Source organism: Bacillus sp. F2HM (assembly GCF_019266135.1).
In the GTDB taxonomy this organism is placed as follows: Bacteria; Bacillota; Bacilli; order Bacillales; family Bacillaceae; genus Bacillus; species Bacillus safensis.
This window is the reverse complement of sequence record NZ_LRMO01000022.1, coordinates 57,344-81,247: the sequence shown is the minus strand read 5'-3', so window position 1 is coordinate 81,247 and position 23,904 is coordinate 57,344. Positions and strand designations below refer to the sequence as shown.

The 23,904-nt window shown below is 41.5% G+C and carries 26 protein-coding genes; 7 read left to right on the top strand and 19 right to left on the bottom strand.

Annotated elements, in window-relative coordinates:
• Positions 1–13 precede the first annotated feature (13 nt).
• The 8 genes from pstB to AWT60_RS14345 all read right to left on the bottom strand — a co-directional run bounded on the left by pstB (position 14) and on the right by AWT60_RS14345 (position 8,814).
• A complete protein-coding gene (gene pstB / locus AWT60_RS14380) occupies positions 14–826 on the bottom strand; it encodes a phosphate ABC transporter ATP-binding protein PstB (protein WP_034280171.1) in 813 nt (270 codons plus the stop codon).
• A gap of 23 nt (positions 827–849) precedes the next feature.
• Positions 850–1,734 (bottom strand): phosphate ABC transporter permease PstA, encoded by an 885-nt coding sequence (pstA, locus tag AWT60_RS14375; RefSeq protein WP_025092964.1) that lies wholly within the window; start codon positions 1,732–1,734, stop codon positions 850–852.
• The gene (gene pstC, locus AWT60_RS14370; protein WP_218677393.1) at positions 1,734–2,660 is read right to left on the bottom strand and encodes a phosphate ABC transporter permease subunit PstC; all 927 of its coding nucleotides are present in this window, start codon (positions 2,658–2,660) and stop codon (positions 1,734–1,736) included. The genes pstA and pstC overlap by 1 nt, the downstream gene beginning before the upstream one ends.
• A gap of 79 nt (positions 2,661–2,739) precedes the next feature.
• Positions 2,740–3,657 carry a phosphate ABC transporter substrate-binding protein gene (locus tag AWT60_RS14365; protein ID WP_075623509.1) on the bottom strand — a complete coding sequence of 306 codons (918 nt, stop codon included), beginning with the start codon at positions 3,655–3,657 and terminating at the stop codon, positions 2,740–2,742.
• A 214-nt stretch (positions 3,658–3,871) separates the two neighbouring features.
• Positions 3,872–6,007, bottom strand: coding sequence for a peptidoglycan D,D-transpeptidase FtsI family protein (locus tag AWT60_RS14360; RefSeq protein ID WP_041106887.1), 2,136 nt, complete (start codon positions 6,005–6,007; stop codon positions 3,872–3,874).
• 122 nt (positions 6,008–6,129) lie between these two features.
• Positions 6,130–7,416: an MFS transporter gene (locus tag AWT60_RS14355; RefSeq protein ID WP_041106889.1), complete on the bottom strand. Its 1,287-nt coding sequence runs from the start codon at positions 7,414–7,416 to the stop codon at positions 6,130–6,132.
• A 122-nt stretch (positions 7,417–7,538) separates the two neighbouring features.
• Entirely contained in the window at positions 7,539–8,147 is a 609-nt protein-coding gene (gene sodA, locus AWT60_RS14350) for a superoxide dismutase SodA (RefSeq protein WP_007501264.1), read from the bottom strand.
• A 181-nt stretch (positions 8,148–8,328) separates the two neighbouring features.
• Entirely contained in the window at positions 8,329–8,814 is a 486-nt protein-coding gene (locus tag AWT60_RS14345; RefSeq protein WP_024427974.1) for a DUF456 domain-containing protein, read from the bottom strand.
• 145 nt (positions 8,815–8,959) lie between these two features.
• Here AWT60_RS14345 and AWT60_RS14340 point away from each other — a divergent pair, with 145 nt between their 5' ends.
• Positions 8,960–9,718: a DUF1189 domain-containing protein gene (locus AWT60_RS14340; RefSeq protein WP_025092961.1), complete on the top strand. Its 759-nt coding sequence runs from the start codon at positions 8,960–8,962 to the stop codon at positions 9,716–9,718.
• Between the two features lie 56 nt (positions 9,719–9,774).
• Here the strand turns inward: AWT60_RS14340 and AWT60_RS14335 are convergent, their stop codons facing one another.
• The gene (locus AWT60_RS14335; protein WP_218677392.1) at positions 9,775–10,320 is read right to left on the bottom strand and encodes a GNAT family N-acetyltransferase; all 546 of its coding nucleotides are present in this window, start codon (positions 10,318–10,320) and stop codon (positions 9,775–9,777) included.
• Positions 10,321–10,517: 197 nt separating this feature from the next.
• Between AWT60_RS14335 and AWT60_RS14330 the strand changes: the two genes are divergently transcribed.
• Entirely contained in the window at positions 10,518–10,820 is a 303-nt protein-coding gene (locus AWT60_RS14330) for a hypothetical protein (RefSeq protein ID WP_056767356.1), read from the top strand.
• A gap of 105 nt (positions 10,821–10,925) precedes the next feature.
• Positions 10,926–12,041 (top strand): flavodoxin-dependent (E)-4-hydroxy-3-methylbut-2-enyl-diphosphate synthase, encoded by a 1,116-nt coding sequence (ispG, locus tag AWT60_RS14325; RefSeq protein ID WP_024423001.1) that lies wholly within the window; start codon positions 10,926–10,928, stop codon positions 12,039–12,041.
• Between the two features lie 43 nt (positions 12,042–12,084).
• Here ispG and AWT60_RS14320 read toward each other — a convergent pair whose 3' ends face one another.
• On the bottom strand, positions 12,085–12,447 hold the full coding sequence (locus AWT60_RS14320) for a DUF308 domain-containing protein (protein ID WP_025092959.1): 363 nt from the start codon (positions 12,445–12,447) through the stop codon (positions 12,085–12,087).
• 139 nt (positions 12,448–12,586) lie between these two features.
• Between AWT60_RS14320 and AWT60_RS14315 the strand changes: the two genes are divergently transcribed.
• Positions 12,587–13,165, top strand: coding sequence for a 5' nucleotidase, NT5C type (locus AWT60_RS14315; protein WP_056767359.1), 579 nt, complete (start codon positions 12,587–12,589; stop codon positions 13,163–13,165).
• A 66-nt stretch (positions 13,166–13,231) separates the two neighbouring features.
• On the opposite strand, the gene AWT60_RS14310 is transcribed toward AWT60_RS14315, so the two are convergent.
• From AWT60_RS14310 to AWT60_RS14290, 5 genes are all read right to left on the bottom strand, one after another.
• Complete coding sequence (locus tag AWT60_RS14310) at positions 13,232–14,149, bottom strand: ROK family protein (protein WP_056767362.1); 918 nt, start codon at positions 14,147–14,149, stop codon at positions 13,232–13,234.
• A 119-nt stretch (positions 14,150–14,268) separates the two neighbouring features.
• Complete coding sequence (gene zur / locus AWT60_RS14305; RefSeq protein WP_003217433.1) at positions 14,269–14,697, bottom strand: zinc uptake transcriptional repressor Zur; 429 nt, start codon at positions 14,695–14,697, stop codon at positions 14,269–14,271.
• Positions 14,675–15,535: a metal ABC transporter permease gene (locus AWT60_RS14300; RefSeq protein ID WP_034280150.1), complete on the bottom strand. Its 861-nt coding sequence runs from the start codon at positions 15,533–15,535 to the stop codon at positions 14,675–14,677. Before AWT60_RS14300 ends, zur begins: the two co-directional genes overlap by 23 nt.
• Complete coding sequence (locus AWT60_RS14295; protein WP_024423006.1) at positions 15,535–16,311, bottom strand: metal ABC transporter ATP-binding protein; 777 nt, start codon at positions 16,309–16,311, stop codon at positions 15,535–15,537. Before AWT60_RS14295 ends, AWT60_RS14300 begins: the two co-directional genes overlap by 1 nt.
• Positions 16,312–16,446: 135 nt before the next feature.
• Positions 16,447–17,328: a YitT family protein gene (locus tag AWT60_RS14290; protein WP_075623517.1), complete on the bottom strand. Its 882-nt coding sequence runs from the start codon at positions 17,326–17,328 to the stop codon at positions 16,447–16,449.
• Between the two features lie 140 nt (positions 17,329–17,468).
• Between AWT60_RS14290 and AWT60_RS14285 the strand changes: the two genes are divergently transcribed.
• Entirely contained in the window at positions 17,469–17,723 is a 255-nt protein-coding gene (locus AWT60_RS14285; protein ID WP_024423008.1) for a DUF2624 domain-containing protein, read from the top strand.
• A 48-nt stretch (positions 17,724–17,771) separates the two neighbouring features.
• Here the strand turns inward: AWT60_RS14285 and AWT60_RS14280 are convergent, their stop codons facing one another.
• Entirely contained in the window at positions 17,772–18,665 is an 894-nt protein-coding gene (locus AWT60_RS14280; protein ID WP_024427965.1) for a deoxyribonuclease IV, read from the bottom strand.
• A gap of 9 nt (positions 18,666–18,674) precedes the next feature.
• Positions 18,675–19,994, bottom strand: a complete 1,320-nt coding sequence (locus tag AWT60_RS14275; RefSeq protein WP_034280145.1) for a DEAD/DEAH box helicase — start codon at positions 19,992–19,994, stop codon at positions 18,675–18,677.
• Between the two features lie 155 nt (positions 19,995–20,149).
• Between AWT60_RS14275 and vrrA the strand changes: the two genes are divergently transcribed.
• Positions 20,150–20,854, top strand: coding sequence for a VrrA/YqfQ family protein (gene vrrA / locus AWT60_RS14270; RefSeq protein WP_087975794.1), 705 nt, complete (start codon positions 20,150–20,152; stop codon positions 20,852–20,854).
• A gap of 157 nt (positions 20,855–21,011) precedes the next feature.
• Complete coding sequence (locus tag AWT60_RS14265; protein WP_024423011.1) at positions 21,012–21,956, top strand: 4-hydroxy-3-methylbut-2-enyl diphosphate reductase; 945 nt, start codon at positions 21,012–21,014, stop codon at positions 21,954–21,956.
• A gap of 37 nt (positions 21,957–21,993) precedes the next feature.
• On the opposite strand, the gene AWT60_RS14260 is transcribed toward AWT60_RS14265, so the two are convergent.
• Positions 21,994–23,115 carry a Nif3-like dinuclear metal center hexameric protein gene (locus tag AWT60_RS14260; RefSeq protein WP_087975793.1) on the bottom strand — a complete coding sequence of 374 codons (1,122 nt, stop codon included), beginning with the start codon at positions 23,113–23,115 and terminating at the stop codon, positions 21,994–21,996.
• Positions 23,108–23,824: a tRNA (adenine(22)-N(1))-methyltransferase gene (locus AWT60_RS14255; protein WP_041106903.1), complete on the bottom strand. Its 717-nt coding sequence runs from the start codon at positions 23,822–23,824 to the stop codon at positions 23,108–23,110. The genes AWT60_RS14260 and AWT60_RS14255 overlap by 8 nt, the downstream gene beginning before the upstream one ends.
• Between the last annotated feature and the right edge of the window lie 80 nt (positions 23,825–23,904).

Sequence of the window (23,904 nt, the reverse complement as noted above, 5' to 3'; positions counted from 1 at the left end):
AAATCCACCCGCCTTATCCAAATCGACCATTGATATAGTCTTCTGTTTTTTGCTGCGCAGGACGTGTAAAGATACGTTCAGTGGCATCATATTCTACTAGATCACCGTTCAGGAAAAAGGCCGTATGATCAGATACACGTAACGCTTGCTGCATGTTGTGTGTCACAATGACGATCGAATAATCATTTTTCAATTCTGATAATAGCTCTTCAATTTTTGCATTTGAGATCGGGTCTAGGGCAGAAGCGGGTTCATCTAACAAAAGAACGCTGGGCTTCATCGCAAGCGTACGCGCAATACAAAGGCGCTGCTGCTGACCGCCGGATAATGACAAAGCCGAGCGGTGCAGACGATCTTTGACTTCATCCCACAGCGCCGCTTTTGTTAAGCTTTCCTCTACCGCATCATCAAGCACTGATTTTCTTTTTTCACCCGCATACTTTAACGCATGGGTAATGTTATTGTAGATCGATTTAGGAAATGGGTTTGGTTTTTGGAAAACCATGCCGATTTCTCTTCGTAAATTCACCACATTAATGCGGTCATCCAAAATATTGAGCCCTTCGTACATGATCGCACCTTCACTTCTCGCACCTGGGATCAAGTCGTTCATGCGGTTAATGCTGCGTAAAAAGGTTGATTTCCCGCACCCAGATGGGCCGATTAATGCGGTAATTGCGTTCTTCTCAATTTCAAATGAAATGTGATTGACCGCTCTTTTTTCACCATAATAAATGCTTAAATCCTGCACCTGTAAAATCTGTTCCGCTTGAAGTGGAGCCTTTTTTGCTGCAATCTCTTTTTTTTCTGCTAGCATTTGAACCATATCCCCTTCACACCTCTCTCGCATTATTTTGACGTAAGCTTTTTATGAATAAATGAACCAAGCCATCTAGCTGCTAAGTTGAATACTAAAACTGAAAGCACAAGTACGGCTGATGCACCATTTGCAATGGCCTCTGCATCTGGAATGATTCCTTGTGTATTGACGTTCCATATATGAACGGCTAATGTTTCTGCCGGTCTAAAAATATTCAGCGGTGACGTATCAGAAAATGGACTCCAGTTTGTAAAGTCAAGACGCGGTGTGGTGAGACCTGCTGTGAAAAGAAGCGCTGCTGCCTCCCCAAAGACTCTTCCTGATGCTAAAATCGCACCGGTAATAATAGAAGGAATCGCACCAGGAATCAGGACTGTCTTCACTGTATGCCATTTCGTCACACCGAGCGCAAGTGATGCTTCCTTTTGATCCTTCGGTACAGAGCGAAGCGCGTCTTCTGTCACCCTGACCATGACTGGCAGGTTAAACACCGTGAGCGCAAGAGCTCCTCCGATGATCGTATAGCCCCAGCCTGTTAAATTGACAAACATGAGTAAACCAAACATACCAATGACAATAGAAGGAAGTGAAGACAGCACTTCAATACATGTGCGAATAAAATCAGTGACTTTGTTTTGAGGCGCATATTCAGCCATGTACACTCCGCCGCCGACACCAAGTGGTACTGTGATCAGCATTGTTATAAACAAAATGTAAAACGAGTTAAACAGCTGATCCCTAATACCGCCGCCAGAGCCAATTGCACTTGAGCGGGTTGTCAAAAAGTCAAAATTTAATTCTTTTGCACCGTTGAAGATGATATAAGAAAACAAACCAACTAGGATCGCCGTAATAATGGCGGCACATAATCCAAAAACAAACGTGGCAAAACGATCGGTCATTTTGCTATTCATTAAATCTTCCTCCTAGACGACAAGTATCTGATAATGAGTATGAACATAAACGATACAACTAGAAGGACAAGCCCCATTGACCAAAGTGTATTGTTTTCAACACTTCCATACGTTGTGTGACCCATGTTTAACGTAATAATGGTTGTTAATGTACCAGCTGTATCCATAATGCTCTCTGGTAAATTACGCGTGTTTCCAATGACCATCTGAACGGCAAGGGCTTCACCAAATGCTCTTGCCATTCCAAGAACGACTGCTGTCATTAATGTTGGAAGAGCTGCCGGTACAAGCACACGTCTAATCGTTTGCCATCTTGTAGCGCCAAGTGCATAGGATCCCTCACGTAAGCTTTTTGGAAGGGAAGCCATTGCATCAGTTGCAATAGAAGTAACGGTTGGCAGAATCATAATAGAAAGGACAATCGTTCCTGCTAACACGCTGTGCCCTGAGCCGCTTGACTTGAAATGTCCGATAAACGGCACCAATACTGTAAGACCTATGAATCCGTAAACAACGGATGGAATCCCTACAAGCAATTCGATGACTGGCTGGAGAATTTTCCGGCCCCATGCAGGTGCAATTTCTGTCATAAAGATCGCTCCTGCGATGCCTAGCGGCGCTGCAATAAGTGCCGATAGAAGCGTGACGGCGATCGATCCAAAGATAAAAGGAAATGCACCGTACACCGGGTTTTCTGCTGTTGGGTTCCAATTGATACTGGTTAAGAACTCAATTGGGCTTACACCATTTACGATGAAAGATTGTAAACCCTTAATGCCAAGGAATATTGTGATGGCGATGGATACTGCAATCATTAAGAATGCGCAGAATTTCACCAAAATACTTCCTCTTACTTCATCCATTTGCCTATTTTTCTTCGAGCTGATCAGCCGATCGCTCGCTTCTGTATGTTCTATCTGCTTCATCTTTTTCTACACTCCTATGAATGTCATAAAAGGAAAAGTGAAATGCTCCACTTTTCCTTCATCAGCAATTCAAGACCTCTTACTTATCCGATTGTTTGCCTGTTGCGTCTCTTTCTACTTTCATATTAGAGACTGAGATGTAGCCTTGGTCTTTGACGATTTCTTTTTGTACTTCGTCACTCATAAGGTAATCTAAGAATTGTTTTGCTAGACCTTCCGGCTCACCTTTTGTATAAGAGTGCTCGTATGCCCAAATTGTATATTTCCCGCTTTCTACATTGCTTTCTTCTGGTTTCACACCATCAATGCTAAGCGGTGTAATTTTGTCATCTGTTAAATAAGAGAATGCTAGGTATCCAATCGCACCTGGTGTTTCTGCAATCAGCTTTTTCACTGTGTTTGAAGAATCTTCTGTGATTCCTTCTGCAGGTGTTGCACCATCAAGTGCATATTTCACAAATGTTGCACGTGTTCCTGAAGAATCAGGTCTGTTGACAAGCGTGATTTTTTGGTCCTTCCCGCCAAGCTCTTTCCAGTTTTTGATTTTACCAGTGAAGATTTTTTTCAATTCGTCCTTTGTGATGTCTTTGACACCCACTTCAGGGTTTACAGCTGCGGCCATTCCAACAACTGCTACTTTGTGGTCTTTTAAAGCTTTTGCGTCGATTCCGTCTTTCTCTTCAGCGAATACATCTGAGTTTCCAATTTGTACAGATCCTTCTGAAACTTGAGAAAGTCCTGTTCCTGAACCGCCGGCTTGTACTTGAATATCGGCTTTTGGATGTTTATCCATGAATTTTTCTGCTGCCGCAAGAACTAAAGGCTGCATCGCAGATGATCCTGAGATGGTAATGGAACCTGATGCCTCATCTTTGTTTGAAGCATTTCCTTTACTGTCTTTTGAATCTCCGCTTGAGCTGCTGTTTCCGCATGCTGTGACGAATGCTAACAATGCGATAGTAAGGAAAGTAAGCAGCCATAATTTGTTCTTTTTCATTTCAAGAATACCCCCTGAATAATTTGTCCTACGAGTAATACATTAAAGGTTCTTTATTAATTTCGTTTAAATGGAATGTTAAGGTTTTGTAAATGTCGAAGTTTTGTAGAGAAATTGCGGCGTTTTTTATGAATTTTGTCAATTTATATCGGAATTTTTGAAGAAAACGTAAAAAAACGCCCACAAAAAGTGAGCGTTTTTACCTATGAAAGGTCTAGTTATTTGTTTCTGCTTCATTTTCAATTTTGTTTTTGTTTTTCGCCTGTGTATCATTGCTTTCCTGTTTTGATTTCAGTTCAAAGTACTTATCTAATACTTGTTCACCAATATCATTTGTAATTGGATAGCGCTGGTTGTAGTCTTGATACACCCATGGCACGACAACGGAAATAGCCACTTCTGGATTATCAGCTGGCGCATACGCAACAAGAGTTGTGTTATACGTCGATGTACCGCGCTTGCTTTTAATTGGACCGTCATAGAATGATTGAGCGGTTCCTGTTTTGCCAGCTGGATTATACTTTTTGTTGCCAAAGTTTGAATAGGCTGTCCCTCTTGGGTTCTGCATGACAAGCTTGAAGCCTTGCTGAACGCGTTTGATCTCATCACTTGTCATGTCTAGCTTATTCAATACATCCGGTTTGACGGATTCCGTCACAGCTCCAATGCCTCGCTGCGGGTCTGACTCTCTCACTTCTTTGACAAGCTGCGGACGTAAACGATACCCGCCATTTGCAATGGTTGAAACGTATTGCGCCATTTGCAGCGGTGTAAACGTATCATACTGTCCAATCGCATAGTCAAGTAAGAGCCCCGATTGTGTAGACGTTCCTCTGTAGCCCGTTGCTTCGTTTGGCAGGTCAATACCGGTTTTGACGCCAAGGCCAAATTTACTGAAATTGTAGCGGAACGTATCAAATGCTTTCGGATCAATTGGGAGCGGCTGCTTTTTACGATATTCGCTTTTCCCAATGGCGATCGCTGTTTTGAACATATATACGTTTGATGAACGCTCTAGTGCTGTTAAATCATTAATAAGTCCCATATTTTGATAGGATTTCTTCGGCGGTGAATTGGCGATATAGAGAGGTTCATCGTATTGGGTACTTCCAATATGAATAGCGCCTGTTTTATATCCAGTCAGTACCGTTGCCCCTTTTACGGCTGATCCCATCGCATATGAGGATGTCATCGTTCCTAATGCGTAGTCATCGAATTTGTATTTTCCGTTTTTGTTTGAAATCTGCTTACCCGCAACAGAGAGAACCTCTCCATTTCTCGGATCCATCATGACAACAAATGCGCGGTCAAGAAGCTCAGTTCCCCCTCTTTGTTTCGCACTTTTCAAGTTCTTTTCAATAATTTTTTCAACCGCTTTTTGCAGCTGAATATCAATGGTAAGCACAAGGTCTTTCCCGCTCTTACCTTCTGTTAAGACTTTAGAGCTTGTGACATTGCCCTGTTTATCAGTTGTACTCTGTTCTTTTTCCTTTTGGCCCTGCAGGACATCTTCATATTGATATTCGAGATAGCTTTTTCCTACACGGTCATTTCGGCTGTAGCCGAGTGATAGATAATGCTCAAGAAGTGACTGCGGAAGACCTTCATCACTCGAAGACACACTGCCGAGCATACTGCGGAGCAGTCCTTTATACGGATAGCTGCGTGACCAGTCTGTCGTCACATCAACACCTGGCAGCTCGTCCAAATGCTCAGAGACGTAAGCAATTTCGCTTGGCTTTACATCTTCATTTTTAATAAATTGAGGCGTAAGTGCATAGCCTCCATCCATCTGCCTTTTAATGGCAAGCACTTGTAAATCTTTTTTCGTCAGTTGATTTAATTCCTTGTCTGTGATGCGTTTTAGCTGAAGCTCATATAGTTTATCATCAGAGACCTTATCGTCACCCTTTAATTCTGATTCCTTTTGAACAAGCTTTTTCGCTTCATTCGGATGCGTTAAGATCCAGAAATCTTTTTTGTCACGATCTGTGATTTTTTTCGTACTCACATGAATCATATCCGCTAATTTCGATGCCACTTTGAGCCGCTCTTCTTGTGAAGTCGTCGAGGTTCTCGTATATGTAATGGCATTCAGCGCTTTATTGCTGACAATCGTATTGTAGTTTCGATCATAAATTTTTCCGCGCGGAGCAGATGAGCTGACATTCACATCCTCTTGTTTTTCTGCCTGCTTTTTATAATCTTCTCCATTGACAATTTGCACAAATCCGAGCCTAACGACAACGCCGGTAAAAATAATAAAGGCAGCTAAAAATAATAAATTCAGCCGGATCGGAAGTGTTTTGCGCCCTTCCTTCGCGTCTTTTTTGTTTTTCTTGTTTCTCATCACATCACCTTTTCTATCAAGAAAGAAATGGCACCCCTTTTTGTGTATAAAAGGTGCCATCATCATTTTAGCGGTTTTTCTATCATTTATCTAGAAATTTGATGTTCCATAGGTAAGAAATTTTACCTTTCTCCCTTAATAAGGTTCGTTTGAGAAACTGGCTTTTGACCGTCAGCCTCTTTCATATCAGCTGTTTTTTCTTTCAAATGAATATCTTTTACAAAGTAATAAATAAGAGTGTGTCCCGCTCCGAGCACAACAAGTGATGCAGGGATTCCGAGCTCATCACCTAGTAAGGTGACAGACAGCAGGAACAAAACAATCGAACAAATACGGCCGGCATTTAAAAATAGCTCTCTGACCACAATATATTCAATTCGGGCCTTTCTGGCGTACCTTGCATGGCCAATGACATCATATGTTAAGGATACATAAGGAACAAGCAGGAGCGGATATCCTATTGCAATGGCTACCGCATACATCAGAAGTGATACATAGGACAAGTGGAAAACGATTAAAAACAAGGCGCCGTATAAAATCAGCCCGCCAAGCATGATGGCCTTCTTCCGCCACTTTTTCTTAATCAAACGTGTAGCGAAGAAATAAGCAAAAAAGGCAACACCTGAATTCACTAAACCAAACGTCCCGAGAGCAAGCTCACTGTTTGTTGCAATAAACACAAAGACACTGATTAAGAAGACAAAGACCCCTTCACGAAGCCCTTGAAAAAAGTGAGCTGTTGTAATCCTACGCCAATTCTCGTCTGCATGACGTTCTTTCCAAATTTGTTTGATCATAAATTTGCCTTTAGACTGCCTTCTTTTGAGGAAAAAGCTCATCACAACCGCTAGTGAAAACAAAAAAAGCGATAATGTGAAAATGACTGTGTAGCCTGTATCATCCTTTAACTGAGAAATGACAATCCCCGCAATGAGAGGACCGATCATGCCGGCAGTTGAGGAAAGCACACCGAGAAATCCATTAAAGAAGTCTCTTGTTTCAGGCTCGGTGATCTCAAAGGTGAGTACGTTAAAAGCAAGCCAGTAAAAACCATAGCCGATCCCAAGGACACTTCCCAACAAAACAAGCCGTGCGGCCGCTTGTTCTCCTGCCATTAAGACAATTAAATAAAAAGCGGCTAAAAAGATGACACCGAAACGAAGGACAAACGCCCGGTCTATTTTTTTTGCGAGCCGGCCAGCGAATAAAAACGTAATGGGCTGAAGCACCACAATGGCCAAGTTATAAATCGCAAGATCCGTGAATTTCCCAGACTGTTTCCATAAGTACACATTTACAAACGTATTCGAAAGCGCAATGGCAAGTGCGTATAACCCGCCAATCGTGAGGAGGAGCAATAAATCTTTTGTAACATCCATGTCCCCGAACATTTTCTTTAATCTGCTCATACCATTCATTCTCCTTTTCTACACAATAGTCTGTCTCATCAAAAGGCAGATATGTAAAAAAAGGAGGGAAAATATAAAAAGACCTGCTTCTCTAAAGAGCAGGTCTTTTCAAATCAAATGATTTATTTAGCTTCGCTGTAAAGGCGAGCTACTTCATCCCAGTTCACAACATTCCAGAATGCTGAAATGTAATCAGGACGACGGTTTTGGTAGTTTAGGTAGTAAGCATGCTCCCAAACGTCTAGTCCTAGAATTGGCGTTTTTCCTTCAGTTAAAGGAGAATCTTGGTTTGGCGTGCTTGTGATTTCAAGTTTTCCGTTGTTCACAACAAGCCATGCCCAACCAGAACCAAAGCGTCCTGCAGCTGCTGCAGCGAAATCAGATTTGAATTTTTCAAATCCGCCTAATTCTTTTTCGATTGCATCTGCAAGTTCACCAGTTGGTGCGCCGCCACCGTTTGGTGAAAGAAGCGTCCAGAATAATGAGTGGTTCGCATGTCCTCCGCCATTGTTACGTACAGCTGTACGAATGTTTTCAGGCACTGAGTTTAAGTTAGCCACTAGCTCTTCAATTGATTGATCTTCAAGAGCTGATACACCTTCGATTGCTTTGTTTAAGTTTGTTACATATGTGTTGTGGTGTTTTGTGTGGTGAATCGTCATTGTTTCCTTGTCGATATGTGGTTCTAATGCATCGTAAGCATATGGTAATTCTGGAAGTTTAAAAGCCATGGTTAAATTCCTCCTTAAAATGTATGTACTGAAATGCTTCCTCTGTAAGTCAGCAATTCACCCTACTCAAAGAGTATCAAAAGAAACAGCTTGTTTCAACGTTATTGCTCATGTTCTGAAACATTTCAGTGTTTATTTTGTATTTAGCCCTTTTGAAAAAGTTTTAAACACCCTTTTTCACTTAGCGAAGGACATAAAATAAAAAGATCCCCAGCATCAGCGCTTGAATCAATCCTTTTGCAAAAACACCTGATACAAAACCAATTAATGAGCCTAATCCGACTTTCACACTCGTTTTCAGATCTTTTTGATGAACAAGTAGCTCTGCAATGACACTCCCAAGAAATGGACCAATAATAATTCCTGCAATGGGTATCACAAAAGGACCAGCTAATAACCCAATGGTGCTTCCCCAAATAGCTGCCTTGCTGCCGCCAAAGCGCTTTACCCCAATAAGGTTTGAGACATAGTCTGCCGCAAATAAGACGGCAGTAAACATGGCTTGAATGAGCCAGAACGTCAGGGTAAGCGGCTCGAAGCTAAAGAAGAAGCCATATAGAATAAATCCGAGAACCATAAAGACCACACTCGGGATAATTGGATAAACCAGTCCAACAAACGCAATGATAAATGCACAGCCAATCAGTATCCAATACAGAATGTCCAAGACCCTGCCGCCTCCTTTTTATATGCTGTATACATTATGCCTCATTCCCTCTATCTTAACCAGTAATGAAGGCCATACTTGTACTTGATGGATAGACATTGATACAATATGAGAAATAGAAAAGAATGTAGGAAGTGAATAGGTATTGAACGTATTTAATCTATTGTTAAAAGGAATTTATTCACCAAAAGATATTGCGAAAGCCCGTTTTACAGGGATCGGTAAAGCCATTTTATTCATTTTTATCCTCTCAATTATCGCAGCAGTTCCTCAGGGGTATCATATGAGCCAAGAGATCTCGAATGCGATGTCAGGATTTCAGCATGTGATCAAAAAAGATTTACCCGACTTTTCAATCGAAAAAGGAAAGCTTCAAGCGGATCAAAGTGAACCAATAGAAAAAGAAGAAAACGGCATCACGATCATCTTTGATCCTGCTGAAAAAATAAAAGCAAGTGAGCTTGAATCAAAGCAAACGGCTATCGCTTTGTTAAAGGAAAAAGCAGTGATTGCCATTGATGGACAAATGACAGATATTCCATACCAGCTCCTTGGTGGAACGCTGACAAAAGATGAACTCGCCCGCGTCACAAATCAGAACCAAGCGATTATCATCCCTGTCATCTGTGTACTGCTATATCTATCAACTGCGGCTCTCATGTTTATCAGCGCAACATTCCTTGCGATGCTTGGTACATTTATTAAACGAATGCAGCAAAAAGAGCTGTCCTTCCAAATGCTTTGGAAGCTCTCTGCTTATTCACTCACATTAACAACGGTCTTTTTCGCCATCATGAGTGCATTAAACACGCCTGTTGCAAACTCATTTTTATTAAATTGGGTCATTAACTTTATCTTTTTATATCTTGTTGTTAAAGAAATTCCTGCAAAAAAAAGCAAATGATCCATCCAACAATGAAAGCTCCCCCGGCTCGGAGGAGCTTTTTATGTATATTCATGCTAGGACTCATCTGGATGGATGATCGCAAACAAATAGTGATCCTCCCACACTCCATTAATCTTTACTTTTTTACGATTTAGTCCCTCATTTTCAAAACCTGTCTTTTCAAGTACACGAATGGAACCTTTATTACTTGGCTTTACTCCAGTCTCAATACGATGGAGATTCAACTCAAAAAAGGCATAGTCAATGATTAAACGAATGGCTTCTGTCATATATCCATTTCCGCCCTGCCTTTGATCGAGTACATACCCAAGCCAAGCACCTTCTATCGGACCTCTTACGACAGAACTTAATGAGATCGTCCCAATTAAAGCATCGGTTTCATTTAAGAAAATACCATGCATGTAAGATTCATCTTGTGCAATTCTTTGCCTACTCCGCTGAATTCGTTCAATTTGACGAGGTAACGTGAAGAAATCATCTTTGACCAAAGGTGTAAATTCCTGAAAATATGAGCGATTCTCAAGCTCTAATGTTAAAAGTGATTCTGCATCATTTTCTGTTAGTGTTCTTACATATATATGCTGACTAACTTTCTTCATTAAATCTCCCCCTTTCTTATTTTATCATAACCGTCATATGAGCTTGCTCTCCTATTTACACCAACGACCCAAGCAGTTTTATTACAAGACATACTAGAACGAACTAGAACCACCCTTTCCAGCTTTTCTCCTCTTTTTGGTTCTATCATTTCAGGACATGCATAGACTGAAGTAAACTCTTAAAAGCGGTGAGTAAAATGCGGCGAATTCTTTTTTTACTAATCAGTTTGTTTGTCCTCTTTATTATCTTTTTTGATTTGAAAAATGGAACCATCCCTGTTGAGGAAAACCCAGCTGTCCCAGCAAGTGCGTTTCAAACAGCTGAGAAAAAGGCTTATAAGAATGTCACTGTTAAACAAGGTGAAACAGTCCTCTCCATCGTACATACAAGCAAGCCACTTGATGATGTCATTAAGGATTTCGAGGAGCTGAATCAAGGTGTTAAAGCGAACGAAATCAGGGCAGGCAGCACGTATAAGTTTCCTGTCTATAAGAGATAAAACGTTAATTCCTTGTCATTCATACAAAGAGACTGTTACAATATGAACTGTAAAACACGACGTACACGGCAAAGAATTGCTTGTACACTAAGGAGCGATTGACAAGTGAGTGAAGTCACACATCGTACTAAAACGCGTCCCGTCAAAGTGGGACCTTTAACTATAGGTGGAAATAATGAGGTTGTCATTCAAAGTATGGCAACAACCAAAACACATGATGTCGAAGCGACAGTCGCTGAAATTAAACGTTTAGAAGAGGCAGGCTGTCAAATCGTGCGTGTCGCATGTCCAGATGAGCGTGCAGCAAATGCAATTGCGGACATTAAAAAACAAATTAACATCCCGCTTGTTGTGGATATTCATTTTGACTACAAGCTTGCACTGAAAGCGATTGAAGCAGGCGCAGACAAAATCCGAATCAATCCAGGAAACATCGGAAGAAGAGAAAAAGTCGAAGCTGTTGTCAAAGCAGCAAAAGAAAAAGGCATTCCAATCCGTATTGGCGTAAACGCTGGTTCATTAGAGAAAAAAATTCTCGATAAATACGGCTATCCAACAGCAGATGGTATGGTCGAAAGTGCACTGCATCACATTAAAATTCTAGAAGACCTAGACTTTCATGACATCATCGTCAGTATGAAAGCATCTGATGTAAACCTTGCAATTGAAGCATACGAAAAAGCGGCTAAAGCCTTTGATTATCCTCTTCACCTTGGGATTACAGAATCAGGTACGTTATTTGCAGGTACAGTCAAAAGTGCAGCTGGACTTGGCGCTATTTTGAATATGGGGATTGGGAACACCCTCCGTATTTCATTAAGTGCTGACCCAGTTGAGGAAGTAAAAGTAGCACGTGAATTGTTGAAATCATTTGGTCTTGCATCAAATGCAGCAACACTGATCTCCTGCCCAACTTGTGGACGAATTGAAATTGACCTCATCAGCATTGCAAATGAAGTCGAAGAATATATTTCTAAAATCAAAGCACCGATTAAAGTAGCAGTTCTCGGCTGCGCTGTAAACGGTCCAGGTGAAGCGCGTGAAGCGGACATCGGAATCGCAGGCGCTAGAGGCGAAGGCTTATTGTTCCGTAAAGGTGAAATTGTTCGTAAAGTACCGGAAGAAACAATGGTCGAAGAACTGAAAAAAGAAATCGATAAAATCGCTGAAGAACATTATGCGAAAATGGAAGCTGAAAAAGAAAAACAAGCGAATGCCTAACAAAAAACGCCTGACGTCATAGTCAGGCGTTTTTCTGTTCTTATTAAAAGAACGGGGTGATAAATATGCCTAGGATGACGGAAACAATTCCGATCCCAATTGACCACGCGCCAAGCGCATGTGCTCCTTTTCTTCTTGCAATATAACCAACGACGATTGCCGCTACCCCTAATAGCACCGGCAAGACAAATAATGAGATAATCGCAATCGCGAGTGCTGTATAGCCTATCCCTTTACTGCCTGATTCGTCACCTGCTTGGTCACGTCCTCGTCTATCTTCTCGATCTCTTGAAGCTTGATATGGCTCTGCAATTTCAGCAGCTGTTTCCTCTAAATAGCCATCATCATTACTAAAGTGTGTGTCGATTTCACGATCATTTCTTCTGAAATCCTCGTCTCTTTCCATGATCAATTCCCCCTTTTGGTTAATAGAAAGGAGCTTTTTTAGTATGAGCAAAAATGTCTGTTTCATGATTGCTAAAACTTGCTGGAATTGTGAATTGATTATGTTACACTTTAAGAGTATAAAAATGAGGAGTGTGGGCATGTTACGTTTAGGAATTGATATTGATGGTACAGTGACGGCACAGGACACCTTTGTTCCCTACTTAAATGAGTCGTTCCAATGTGCCATGACACTAGATGATATGACAGAGTATGATTTGACGAAGCTTTTAAAAATTTCTCAAGAAGAATTTTGGGGCTGGATGGATCAGCACGAGCCTCTTATTTATAAACAGGCAAAGCCTGCTGAGGGTGCAAAAGAGATCCTCGACGAAATGAAGCAGCAGCACAGACTGATTTATATTACCGCAAGAAGGCAGCAGCATTCGGATATCACCTACAAGTGGTTTCAAGAACATGATGTGCACTATGATGCTATTGAGCTGGTTGGCGGTCATCATAAGCTGGAAGCCGTTCAAAAGCACAAAATTGATGTATTTTTTGAAGACCATCATGGCAATGCCACAATGATTGCAAAAGAGGCTGACATCCCGGTTATACTTTTTAACTCCCCTTATAACCAGATGCCAATTGACGACAGAATTATACGCGTAAACAACTGGCAGGAAGCATCTAAGTGGATCAAACAATATGAGCAGCATCTGCAAACTGCTTATTAATGTAACTGAGCGAGCACCGAAGCGGAACAAACACGAGGATTTGTCTACACGCTGAAGCCGATACATTTAATGTATCGGCTTTTTTGATGGAGCAAGCTGCCCTTCTTTCATGAGGAAATGGTAAAGTGCCCCCTTCATGCCTGCCTGATTTAAGTAGTAGCAAGTTTCCAGCTTCACCTGAATGTTCTTCCACGCATGCAGTGTATGTAAATGTTTTTCAATATTTTGTAATAAATTTGGTCTTGCACTTACGCCTCCGCCAATGAGGATTTTCTCCGGGTTAAGAACAGTCGCTACATTGTAAACGCCAATGGCTATTCGCTTGTACCATTGATCTACCAGCTTCTCAATGGCCGGATCATGCTTCGCCTTTTCAAAAATTTCTTGACCGTCTATTTGAGTACTTTGCGGTATTCCTTGCTTTTCTTTATAGCTCCGAATTAATCCAGCCGTTGAAGCGCTGCTGTTAAGAGTTGTAAACTGGCCATTTTCCGTCTCTGTCAGCATCATGCCGAATTCACCACCGCGGAAGGATGCACCGCGCACAAGCTGACCATTAGCAAAAATACCTCCGCCGACACCAGTGCCAATTGTCATACAAATAAAGCTGTCACAATCTTTCGCATGACCGCTGTATTTTTCTGCGAGAGCTGCACAGTTCGCATCATTTTCCACTTCTACACGAAGAGACGTTTTCTCTTCTAAAAGTGTTTTTACATTTTGACCATTTAAGGCGATGATGGCGCCTGCAAATTCTGTATAACCTGATTCACTGTCCACAAAGCCTGGTAGACTGATGGCGATACCGCTGACATTCGTCACCCTTTGATATTCCTTGACCACATCTGCCATGGCTTTTAAAAACGGTTCAAGCTGCCGGCAGTTCGTCTGATAGTCACCGCTAGAGACCAGCTTTCCATCCTGATCCATTAATCCATGTTTCGTTCTCGTCCCGCCTACATCAAACACGACGTAATAGGCCACTTTTACCCCTCCCTTTACTTCAAAATGTAGTACCTTGATCTCATTTTAATGAAACAGCCTCCCTTTGTAAAACGTTTTCAAAAGAGAAAACAAAAAAGCCAGCTCCATGGCTGGCTTTTTTATGAGTGAACTTCCTTCGGTTCGCAGGAAGGACACGTTCCATATATTTCAAATTTATGTCCGCTAATATGATAATCCTCTAAATCGGCGTCGAGCTTGTCCATAGGGCAGGCATCGATCTCTTTTGTTTTCCCGCATGTAAGACAAATAAAGTGATGGTGATGATGGGAAAATGAACATTTAAAACGGAATAGTTTCTCCCCTGACAATTCCGTTGTTTCTAATATACCAAGGTCTTCATATAGTGACAAGTTTCGATAAATCGTATCAAAGCTGAGACCCGGGTAGTCTTCACTTAGTGCCGTCAGCACATTTTTAGCGGTCAAGTATTTATCAGAATCAGAAAACAATTGAAGCATGTCTTCACGTTTGCTTGTATATTTGTAACCTTTTTCCTTTAATAAATCAAGCGCTTCTTGTACGTTCATGTTGATTCCCCCTTCTGAATTTCCCAATACTAATACACCCGATTAAAATCAAGATCGACAGCATCACTATGGTTCCGCCTGGCGCTAAATCAAGATAATAGCTTAAAATCAATCCGGCCAATACAGACAATTCACCAAATAAGATCGAAAGGAAAATCGCCTGTTTGAATCCTTTGGCAATGCGGATACTTGCCGCAACAGGAAGCGTCATGAGCGCCGACACAAGCAGTGTACCGACGATACGCATCGATGCCGCAATGACAAGTGCAACGACTAAGATAAAAATAAAATGAATCCATTTTGCTGAAATACCAGAAGCCTTTGCATGCTCTTCATCAAAAGAAAGCAGAAACAATTCTTTATATAAAAGCACAACAACTAACACAACAACGAGTGAGATTCCTACAATAATCCAAAGATCAAGTCTTGAAACCGCACTAACACTTCCGAATAAATAACTAAACAAATCTGTATTAAAACCATTCGCTAGTGAAATGAAAATGACGGAGATCCCAATACCCCCTGATAAAATAATGGGAATGGCAAGCTCCTGATAATGTTTATACACGGAGCGCAGGCGTTCAATAAACAATGAACCTGCAACAGAAAAAGCCATCCCTAAGTAGAGCGGGCTTACCCCTGTCAAAAGGCCAAACTTTTTATCAAGAAATAGACTTGCGGCAATACCGGCAAGTGATACGTGACTGAGGGCATCTGCAATAAGCGAGAGCCTTCTTACGACAATAAATACACCAAGTAAGGGCGCAATAAAACCAATCAGTATACCTGCGATAAACGCATTTTGTAAAAATTCATAATGAAAAAATGGAAATAGCATTATTCATGTCCCCCATGATGGTGATGGTCGTGATGAATCACTTGAATGTCATGCCCGTAAAATTGGGATAGCGCCTGATCATCCATTGAATCAAACGCTTCTGCATCCCCGTGGAAATGCAGTGTCTGATTTAAACAAGCCACATGGGTGACTTTATCAGAAACGGTGCCAACATCGTGTGTGACGAGAATTAAAGACATTCCTTTTTCTTTGTTCAATGTTTCGAGCAGCTGATAAAAGCCTTCTACTGTCCGCTGGTCGACCCCAACCGTAGGCTCATCCAAAATGAGCAGCTTCGGCTGACTGACAAGCGCACGGGCAATAAATGCACGCTGCTGCTGCCCGCCAGAAAGCTCACCGATGTTTTGATGCTTTAAATCCTGTATGCCAACTGAGCGAATGGCATCTTCCACTTGCCATTTATCCTGTTTGCTCATTCGTTTAAACAAACCAATTTTTGCGGTCAGTCCGCTTGCGACGACCTCATATACAGAAGCAGGGAAACCTGTATTAAAGCTATTCGCCTTTTGAGAAACAAATCCGATTTGATCCCAGTCTCTAAATTTTGAGACAGGCGTGCCAAATAGCTTTAATTCACCCTGCTGCGGTTTAATGAGCCCAAGCAGACATTTTAATAAGGTTGTTTTACCAGAACCATTCGGTCCAACAAGTGCTAGAAAGTTTCCTTCCTCTACTGTTAAATGAATGTGATCAATGACATTTCGCTGTCCATACGAGTACGAAATGTCTTTCATTTCAATAATTGGCTTTGCCATGAATCTTTCCACCTTTAATCAATATAAAAAGAATGATTACGATTTATACAACAAAAAGAAAATGGCTTTTGCCATTTTCTTTGTCCATACATACATTTCATTATATAAAAGAAAGATAAAAAAGTAAAATAAAAGCTAATGAATGGCTGTTTTGAACTTACCGCCTTTTGTTTCATGCGTATCCATAATCGTGATAAATGCTTGGTCATCAATTTCAAATACAATGGATTTCAGCTTTGTAATTTCAAGCCTTGTGACAACAGCGTAGATAACATCTTTTTCTTCATCTGTATAGCCGCCTTTTCCTCTCAGCTTTGTCGTTCCCCTGCCGAGTCGATGCAGAATCGCATCTGAAATTTCATCATAATGGTCTGATACGATAATCACAGCTTTTGTTTCATCAAGCCCTTGAATGACAGCATCAATTGTTTTCATTGCCAAATAATATGTCATGACAGAATACATAGCCTGCTCTGGTCCGAAAACAAAGCCCGCCCAAATAAAAATGAACACATTGACGATCATGACAAACTCACCGACGGAGAAAGGAATTTTTTTCGTCAGAAGAATTCCCAAGATCTCTGTTCCATCCATTGAACCTCCATTACGGATGACAAGTCCAACACCAAATCCAAGTAATAGCCCGCCAAATACAGTGGCTAAGATCGGCTGTGTTGTAAATGCCTCCACATGATGAAGTGAAGATTCAATGACGGCTAAGCTGACAATCCCAATCACAGTGGAAATGAGAAAGGTTTTCCCAATATGCTTGTATCCTGATATCATAAATGGAATATTTAAAATGACAACAATCGTCGCAAAATTAATAAACGGGTTATCTGTAAAGAGATAATCCAAAATAAGCGAAATGCCGATGATGCCCCCATCAATAATATTGTTTGGCACTAAAAATAATTCAATGCTGACTGCTGCACATGCAGCTCCTACTAGAATCAGAAAAATTCTCAAAATAAAATGAGGCACTGATTCCTTTTTGTGCTGTTTACTATTTGCCATACGTTCTCCCTTCTACACATGTTAAATTTTCAATGAACATTTTATCCACTTTACTATTTTATCATTTCACAGAATAAAATAAAATTTTTTGCACATTTTCCGTTTTCGCCCATACATTGTTACAGAGGGGAGGAATGGAATTGATTTTAATTCAAAAAATTGTCCTGCAGCGGCTCAATCAGATCACAGCAAATGATCTGTTAAGGTATGCGAAACAGTATGGCGTCAGTTTAACGTCTCATCAAGCTGCTGAGGTGGCCAAACTCATGAACGGGAAAAACATCAATATTTTTAATGACTCAGAGCGTAACCGGCTCCTTAAACAAGTGGAAGCGATTACTTCTAAACAGACAGCACAGACTGTGAATGATTTGTTTAACCAGTTTACAAGTTAAGCAAAAAAGGGCCGCATTTAGCGGCACCTCAACATGTTGCATCCTTTTTTACTGACCCGTAATTTTATCTAGTAAGCCTTCATCAAATTGCTTTTCTTTCAGCATGGCAATTTCGAATTTGTAAGGTGGTTTTTTGTTCTTTTTATCTTCACCTACATAAGGCGTTTCTAGAATTTTCGGCACATCTTGAAGCTGCGGATGATGCACAATATAGCTCAGTGCATCGAAACCAATTTCACCAAAACCGATATTTTCATGTCGGTCTTTTCTTGCGCCTTGTACGTTTTTACTGTCATTAATATGAAGAACTTTGATTCGGTCAATACCAACAATTCGATCAAATTCTTCTAATACACCATCAAAGTCACTCACAATCGGGTAACCAGCATCGTGCGTGTGACACGTATCAAAGCAGACAGAAAGAGCTTCGTTATGTGTCACTCCGTCGATAATTTGGGCAAGCTCTTCAAAGCTTCTTCCGCATTCTGATCCTTTTCCCGCCATTGTTTCAAGTGCAATTTGAACCTCTTGACCTTTCACAATGACTTCGTTTAAACCTTCAATGATTTTTTGAATCCCTGCCTCTGCCCCTGCTCCTACATGCGCACCCGGGTGGAGAACAATTTGTCTTGCTCCCAGCGCTTCCGTACGCTCAATCTCAGAGCGAAGGAAGTCTACACCAAGCTCAAATGTCGCTGGATTCACTGTATTTCCAATATTGATAATATACGGAGCATGCACGACGATATCCGTCATGCCATGCTCTTTCATATGCGCTTGTCCAGCTTCAATATTGAGGTCTTCAATTTTTTTACGGCGCGTATTTTGCGGTGCACCAGTATAAATCATAAACGTATTCGAACCATAAGAGGCAGCTTCCTCACTCGCTGCAAGAAGCATATGTTTTCCGCTCATGGATACATGTGAACCAATCTTTAACAATGTTTCCCCCTACTTTCCATTACGCTTTGACTTTCTACGTTCCTGTCTTTTGATTTTATCCATCTCACGTGTCATTTTCTTTTTATATCCAGGTTTGACGGCTTTCGGTTTTCTCACAAGACGTTTTGCTTTTTCTTCAATTTCATTTGGTGCTTTTTTACGTCTTTGACGCTTCAGACGGTCATCTGCATCTCGCCATTCGCCATGAACAATGGTTTTGTTTTCAAACACAACGCCCATTTTCTCAATTTGAATGAGTGCATCCTCATCAGCCAGCTCATAAATGGTCATGGCAATTCCAGATGAACCAGCACGAGCTGTTCTTCCAACACGGTGCACATAAAAATCAAGATCAGATGGAAGTTCATAGTTAATCACGTGGCTGACGCCTTTAATGTCAATCCCGCGAGCTGCAAGATCAGATGCCACAATATAAGTGAACTCCAAATCTTCTATTTGTTTCATGACTTTTTTACGTTCGCGCGGCGTCAACCCGCCATGGAGCACACCGATTTTCATTCCTTTTTCTTGTAAAAATGCTGCGATTTCATCAACAGTTGTTTTTGTATTGGCAAAAATGATCCCTAAATATGGCTGTACATTCGTCACCATCTCATGGAGCAATTTTAATTTATCACGCTGTTTAGAAGGAACTAAAATGTGCTGAATGTTTTCAGCTGTAATCCGTTTTGGTTCAACATGCGCATACTTTGGATTGTCCATATATTTTTTCAGGAAAGGCTTTAGTTTTTCTGGAATGGTTGCAGAGAACACAAGCATTTGCAGCTGTTCTGGCATTTGTGCACCAATACGGTCCACATCTTCTAAAAATCCCATATCCAGCATTAAATCCGCTTCATCAATAACAAGAGAGGTCGCTTTATAAACATTCAGCGCCTGCTCATGAATGAGGTCAGCAATACGTCCAGGTGTACCGACCACCAAATGCGGCTGGTTTTTTAGCTTTTGAATTGATTTCTGCTTGTCCGTTCCGCCAATGTAAAGCTTTGCTTTGATCTCTTCTTCTGGAGAAGCATTCTTTAAAATCGTTTGAGCTTCTTTGAAAATTTGATTGGCTAATTCTCTTGTAGGTGCAGTAATCACTACTTGTACCTGTTCTTTGCTTGGATCAATTGAATGAATCAGCGGCAGTAAGTACGCATGAGTTTTTCCTGTTCCGGTTTGTGACTGGCCAATCACGCTTTCTCCTTTTAAAACAGCAGGGATGATTCTTTTTTGAATATCAGTCGGCTCATAAAAGCCTAGTTCATGAATAGCATCTATAATAAAAGGCTTTAATTCATATGTCGTAAATTTCGTTTCTTTCATGTTTTCACTCCTTAAGGCAATGCCTTTTTGCTCATCTCCTCATTATAGCTGATTTTCAGTAAAAAAACCATGTCCGCTTTTCCTACAGGAAACCAATTGGTGCTTCCTTGCATAACCTATGAAGAGAAAGAGAATGCAGTAAGGGAGGTACAAGTATGTTAGGGCAAAGGCCTATGGGCGATTTTCAGCCGCGCCGTCCCTCACGCCGGCACCTTGGAAATGGCGGACAGCCCGGAATGTTTCAAAGAAGGCAGCAGCCTCCTATCCAACAGCCTTTTCAAGGGCAGGGCAATCCATTTCAGCAAATGATGCCTCGCTCCCCGTCTGTACAGGGAGGCGGTTTACCCGGGATGGGCGGAATTCCAGGAGGTGAGAGCCGTGCACTAGGCGGCGGAGCAGGAATTAAAGGCATGCTCTCTAAATTTCTTCCTGGCGCAGGAGGAGCTGGAGTCTCTGGAGGTGGTGCGGGATTACAAGGAATCCAGAGCTTCACAAATCCTGCGACCCTCTCAAGCATGTTAGGAAATGTTCAAAAAGTGCTCGGGATGGCGCAGCAATTTACGCCAATGATTCAGCAATACGGTCCTTTAGTGAGAAATTTGCCTGCGATGATTAAACTGTACAGCCAGCTTGGCAGTGCGGATGATGATGAAGAAAGTGCAAATGATGCTGATGCAGAATCAACGGAGACTAGCGCGGAAACAGAAGTGCACGAGGAAGAAGCACAAACTGACGAAATAGAAAAAAATAAAGAACCAGAAGACATCCTCGTCAAAAAAACAGCACCTCACACTTCACCTGCTCCTGAAGCAAAACCGAAAAAAAGATCTGGCAGCTCTGTTCCAAAACTATATGTCTAGTGATCTTTTAACGGCGAAGTGTTCACTGCGTATAACAATCTTTGATATATACGCTTACTTTGGCTATAATGGAAGCAAGAGAATGATAAAAAGCCGTTTTTTACGGCTTTTTATATTGTTCTTCTCTAGCAGCACTTCCCTACAGGAGGACGAATAAATGAATGTAATTAAAATATCGCCGCGTGGCTATTGCTATGGCGTTGTGGATGCAATGGTCATTGCTAAAAATGCCGCACTTGATAAGAACTTGCCACGCCCAATTTATATATTAGGTATGATTGTGCACAACAAACATGTCACTGATGCCTTCGAAGAAGACGGTATTTACACACTGGACGGACCAAACCGCTTAGACATTTTAAAGCAGGTTGAAAGTGGAACAGTCATTTTCACAGCTCACGGCGTTTCTCCTGAGGTTCGTCAAATCGCAGAAGAAAAAGGCCTTGTCGCCATTGATGCGACCTGTCCCGATGTAACGAAAACTCACGAACTCATTTCAGAGAAAACAGCCGATGGCTATGACATTATTTATATTGGGAAAAAGGGTCATCCCGAGCCAGAAGGAGCTGTCGGAGTAGCCCCTGACAAGGTACATCTTGTCGAAACAGAAGCTGACATTGAGGCACTCGATTTAACATCAGAAAAACTGCTCATCACGAACCAAACGACGATGTCTCAATGGGATGTCCACGACCTGATGGAGCTGATTAAAGAGAAATACCCTCACGTCGAGTATCATCAAGAAATTTGCCTTGCGACACAGGTGCGTCAGGAAGCTGTATCGCAGCAAGCTGGCCAAGCCGATTTAACCATTGTTGTCGGCGATCCAAAAAGTAATAACTCTAACCGTCTCGCACAAGTGTCAATGGAGATTGCCGGAACGCAGGCTTACCGTATTGGCGACTTAAGTGAACTCAAGCTGGAATGGCTGCAGGGCGTCAAAACCGTTGCCGTTACTGCTGGTGCTTCAACACCAACACCTATTACAAAGGAAGTCATTCGTTTCTTAGAAAACTATGAACCAGATGATGAAACAACTTGGAAGATTGAACGAACCGTTCCTCTTTCTAAAATTTTACCTCGCGTCAAAACAAAGAAATAAGAAAACGTCAGAGCGGATATGCTCTGACGTTTTTTGTTTACATAAATTGAAATGGGTTTGTGTTTGATTCAGAAACAAAGAGCTGTACGTCATACTTTTTATCCGCACATAGCGATTGGAGCTTCGCCTTTACGCCCTCTTTCATAATCTTTTCAGCATAATGTCCTGGGTCCACAACGTTCAGCCCTAGCATCATGGCATCGTGCGCAACATGGAAATAAAGGTCTCCTGTCACATACACATCGGCACCCATTCTTTTCGCTTGATGGATATATTTATTTCCGTCTCCGCCAAGCACCGCCACTTTTTTCACAACAGCATCTTGGTCTCCTACAAAACGAGCACCATTCACATCCAGCTTCGTTTTCACAAATTGCGTGAAATCTCTCAGTGTCATTGGCTCATTTAGCTCTCCAATACGGCCAAGCCCTTTTTGAATAGGAGGAAGATCTGTCGTGTGTACACTATAGGCGACTTCTTCATAAGGATGTACTTTGATCATTTCGCGAATCACTTGTTTTTCTATACTTGCTGGGAAAATGGTTTCAATCCGCACTTCTTTCACAAATTCTAATTGACCCGACTCACCAATAAACGGCTCAGCTTCTTCTGATGGCAAAAAGCTGCCTGTCCCTTCATTTGAAAACGCACAATGGCTGTAGTTGCCGATATGGCCGGCGCCCGCATTTCCTAAAGCTGTCCGGATGGCCTCTTCAAATTCCTCTGGGACATACAGAGCAAGCTGTTTGATTGGATCTTCGTATGTCGGCACTAACACTCTTGTTTCTTCAAGCTCTAAGGCCTCAGCAAGCAAGTCATTGACTCCGCCATCAGCTACGTCTAAATTCGTATGTGCCACATATACTGCAATATCATGTTTGATGCATTTTTCAATGATACGTCCAGCCGGCTGATCCGTCGCTACATGTTTTAATGGTCGAAAAATCGGCGGATGGTGAGCAATAATAAGATCCACTTTTCGCTCGATCGCCTCATCTACTACATTCTCTAATACATCCAAGGTGATCATCACATTGGTTACTTTTTTATTTAATGTCCCAATCTGAAGACCAATTTTATCCCCTTCCATGGCGTATGCCTTTGGTGAAAATTGTTCAAACAATTGGATGATTTCATGCCCGTTTACTGTTTTAGCCAACAGTCAAAACCTCCTTTAGCATCTTTATTTTCGCATTCAGCTCTTCAAGGCGTTCTTTATTTTCTTCTGTCCGCGCCGCCTGCTGAATTTGACTTTCTATCTTCTCCATATGCTGTAGCTCTTGCATCCACTTGCGCTGGAAAACGTCATTTTGCTCTTTCGCAAGAAACGGGCCAACTAGCATGCCTGCTTCAAGTGACATTCCTTCATAAGCTTTATCTTTATCACCTTTTTCTGCGATGATGATTTCGTATATTTTGCCATCCTCTTCTAAAATGACTTCATCTATCAATTCATACCCCTCTTGATAAAGCCATAAACGAATATGGTGGGCATGGATATTCGGCTGAAGAATGAGCCGCTCATTGCCTGCGAGCTTATGCCTTCCTTCATTTAGTATGCTTGCGATGAGTGCCCCGCCCATACCTGCAATCGTCACTGCATTCACTTCGCCTTTTTCAATGACTTCAAGGCCATTTCCTTTTCTGACCGATATCTGTTCATCTAATTCAAGTCTATGTACTTGCTGCTGCGCCGATTGAAGCGGTCCATCGGTAATTTCACCAGCAATGGCTTTCACTGCTTTTTGATGCAGAATCGCATAGCATGGCAAATAGGCATGGTCTGAGCCGATATCAGCGAAGACTGCCTCATCTGGTAAAAAGTCTGCGACTTTTTTTAATCGTTTCGATAAATTCATTTCATTCATACGTATCACTACTTTTCTTTAATGTTCATACTTGTCTATCTTATATAAATTATGGACTTTTTAAAAGTCGTTTTCAAATG

Excerpts from the sequence above, each read along its gene's own strand:
- pstB (WP_034280171.1), bottom strand. The coding sequence starts at position 826 with ATGGTTCAAATGCTAGCAGAAAAAAAAGAGATTGCAGCAAAAAAGGCT.
- pstA (WP_025092964.1), bottom strand. The coding sequence starts at position 1,734 with ATGAATAGCAAAATGACCGATCGTTTTGCCACGTTTGTTTTTGGATTA.
- pstC (WP_218677393.1), bottom strand. The coding sequence starts at position 2,660 with ATGAAGCAGATAGAACATACAGAAGCGAGCGATCGGCTGATCAGCTCG.
- AWT60_RS14365 (WP_075623509.1), bottom strand. The coding sequence starts at position 3,657 with ATGAAAAAGAACAAATTATGGCTGCTTACTTTCCTTACTATCGCATTG.
- AWT60_RS14360 (WP_041106887.1), bottom strand. The coding sequence starts at position 6,007 with ATGAGAAACAAGAAAAACAAAAAAGACGCGAAGGAAGGGCGCAAAACA.
- AWT60_RS14355 (WP_041106889.1), bottom strand. The coding sequence starts at position 7,416 with ATGAGCAGATTAAAGAAAATGTTCGGGGACATGGATGTTACAAAAGAT.
- sodA (WP_007501264.1), bottom strand. The coding sequence starts at position 8,147 with ATGGCTTTTAAACTTCCAGAATTACCATATGCTTACGATGCATTAGAA.
- AWT60_RS14335 (WP_218677392.1), bottom strand. The coding sequence starts at position 10,320 with ATGAAGAAAGTTAGTCAGCATATATATGTAAGAACACTAACAGAAAAT.
- AWT60_RS14330 (WP_056767356.1), top strand. The coding sequence starts at position 10,518 with ATGCGGCGAATTCTTTTTTTACTAATCAGTTTGTTTGTCCTCTTTATT.
- AWT60_RS14320 (WP_025092959.1), bottom strand. The coding sequence starts at position 12,447 with ATGGAAAGAGACGAGGATTTCAGAAGAAATGATCGTGAAATCGACACA.
- AWT60_RS14315 (WP_056767359.1), top strand. The coding sequence starts at position 12,587 with ATGTTACGTTTAGGAATTGATATTGATGGTACAGTGACGGCACAGGAC.
- zur (WP_003217433.1), bottom strand. The coding sequence starts at position 14,697 with ATGAACGTACAAGAAGCGCTTGATTTATTAAAGGAAAAAGGTTACAAA.
- AWT60_RS14300 (WP_034280150.1), bottom strand. The coding sequence starts at position 15,535 with ATGCTATTTCCATTTTTTCATTATGAATTTTTACAAAATGCGTTTATC.
- AWT60_RS14295 (WP_024423006.1), bottom strand. The coding sequence starts at position 16,311 with ATGGCAAAGCCAATTATTGAAATGAAAGACATTTCGTACTCGTATGGA.
- AWT60_RS14290 (WP_075623517.1), bottom strand. The coding sequence starts at position 17,328 with ATGGCAAATAGTAAACAGCACAAAAAGGAATCAGTGCCTCATTTTATT.
- AWT60_RS14275 (WP_034280145.1), bottom strand. The coding sequence starts at position 19,994 with ATGAAAGAAACGAAATTTACGACATATGAATTAAAGCCTTTTATTATA.
- vrrA (WP_087975794.1), top strand. The coding sequence starts at position 20,150 with ATGTTAGGGCAAAGGCCTATGGGCGATTTTCAGCCGCGCCGTCCCTCA.
- AWT60_RS14265 (WP_024423011.1), top strand. The coding sequence starts at position 21,012 with ATGAATGTAATTAAAATATCGCCGCGTGGCTATTGCTATGGCGTTGTG.
- AWT60_RS14255 (WP_041106903.1), bottom strand. The coding sequence starts at position 23,824 with ATGAATGAAATGAATTTATCGAAACGATTAAAAAAAGTCGCAGACTTT.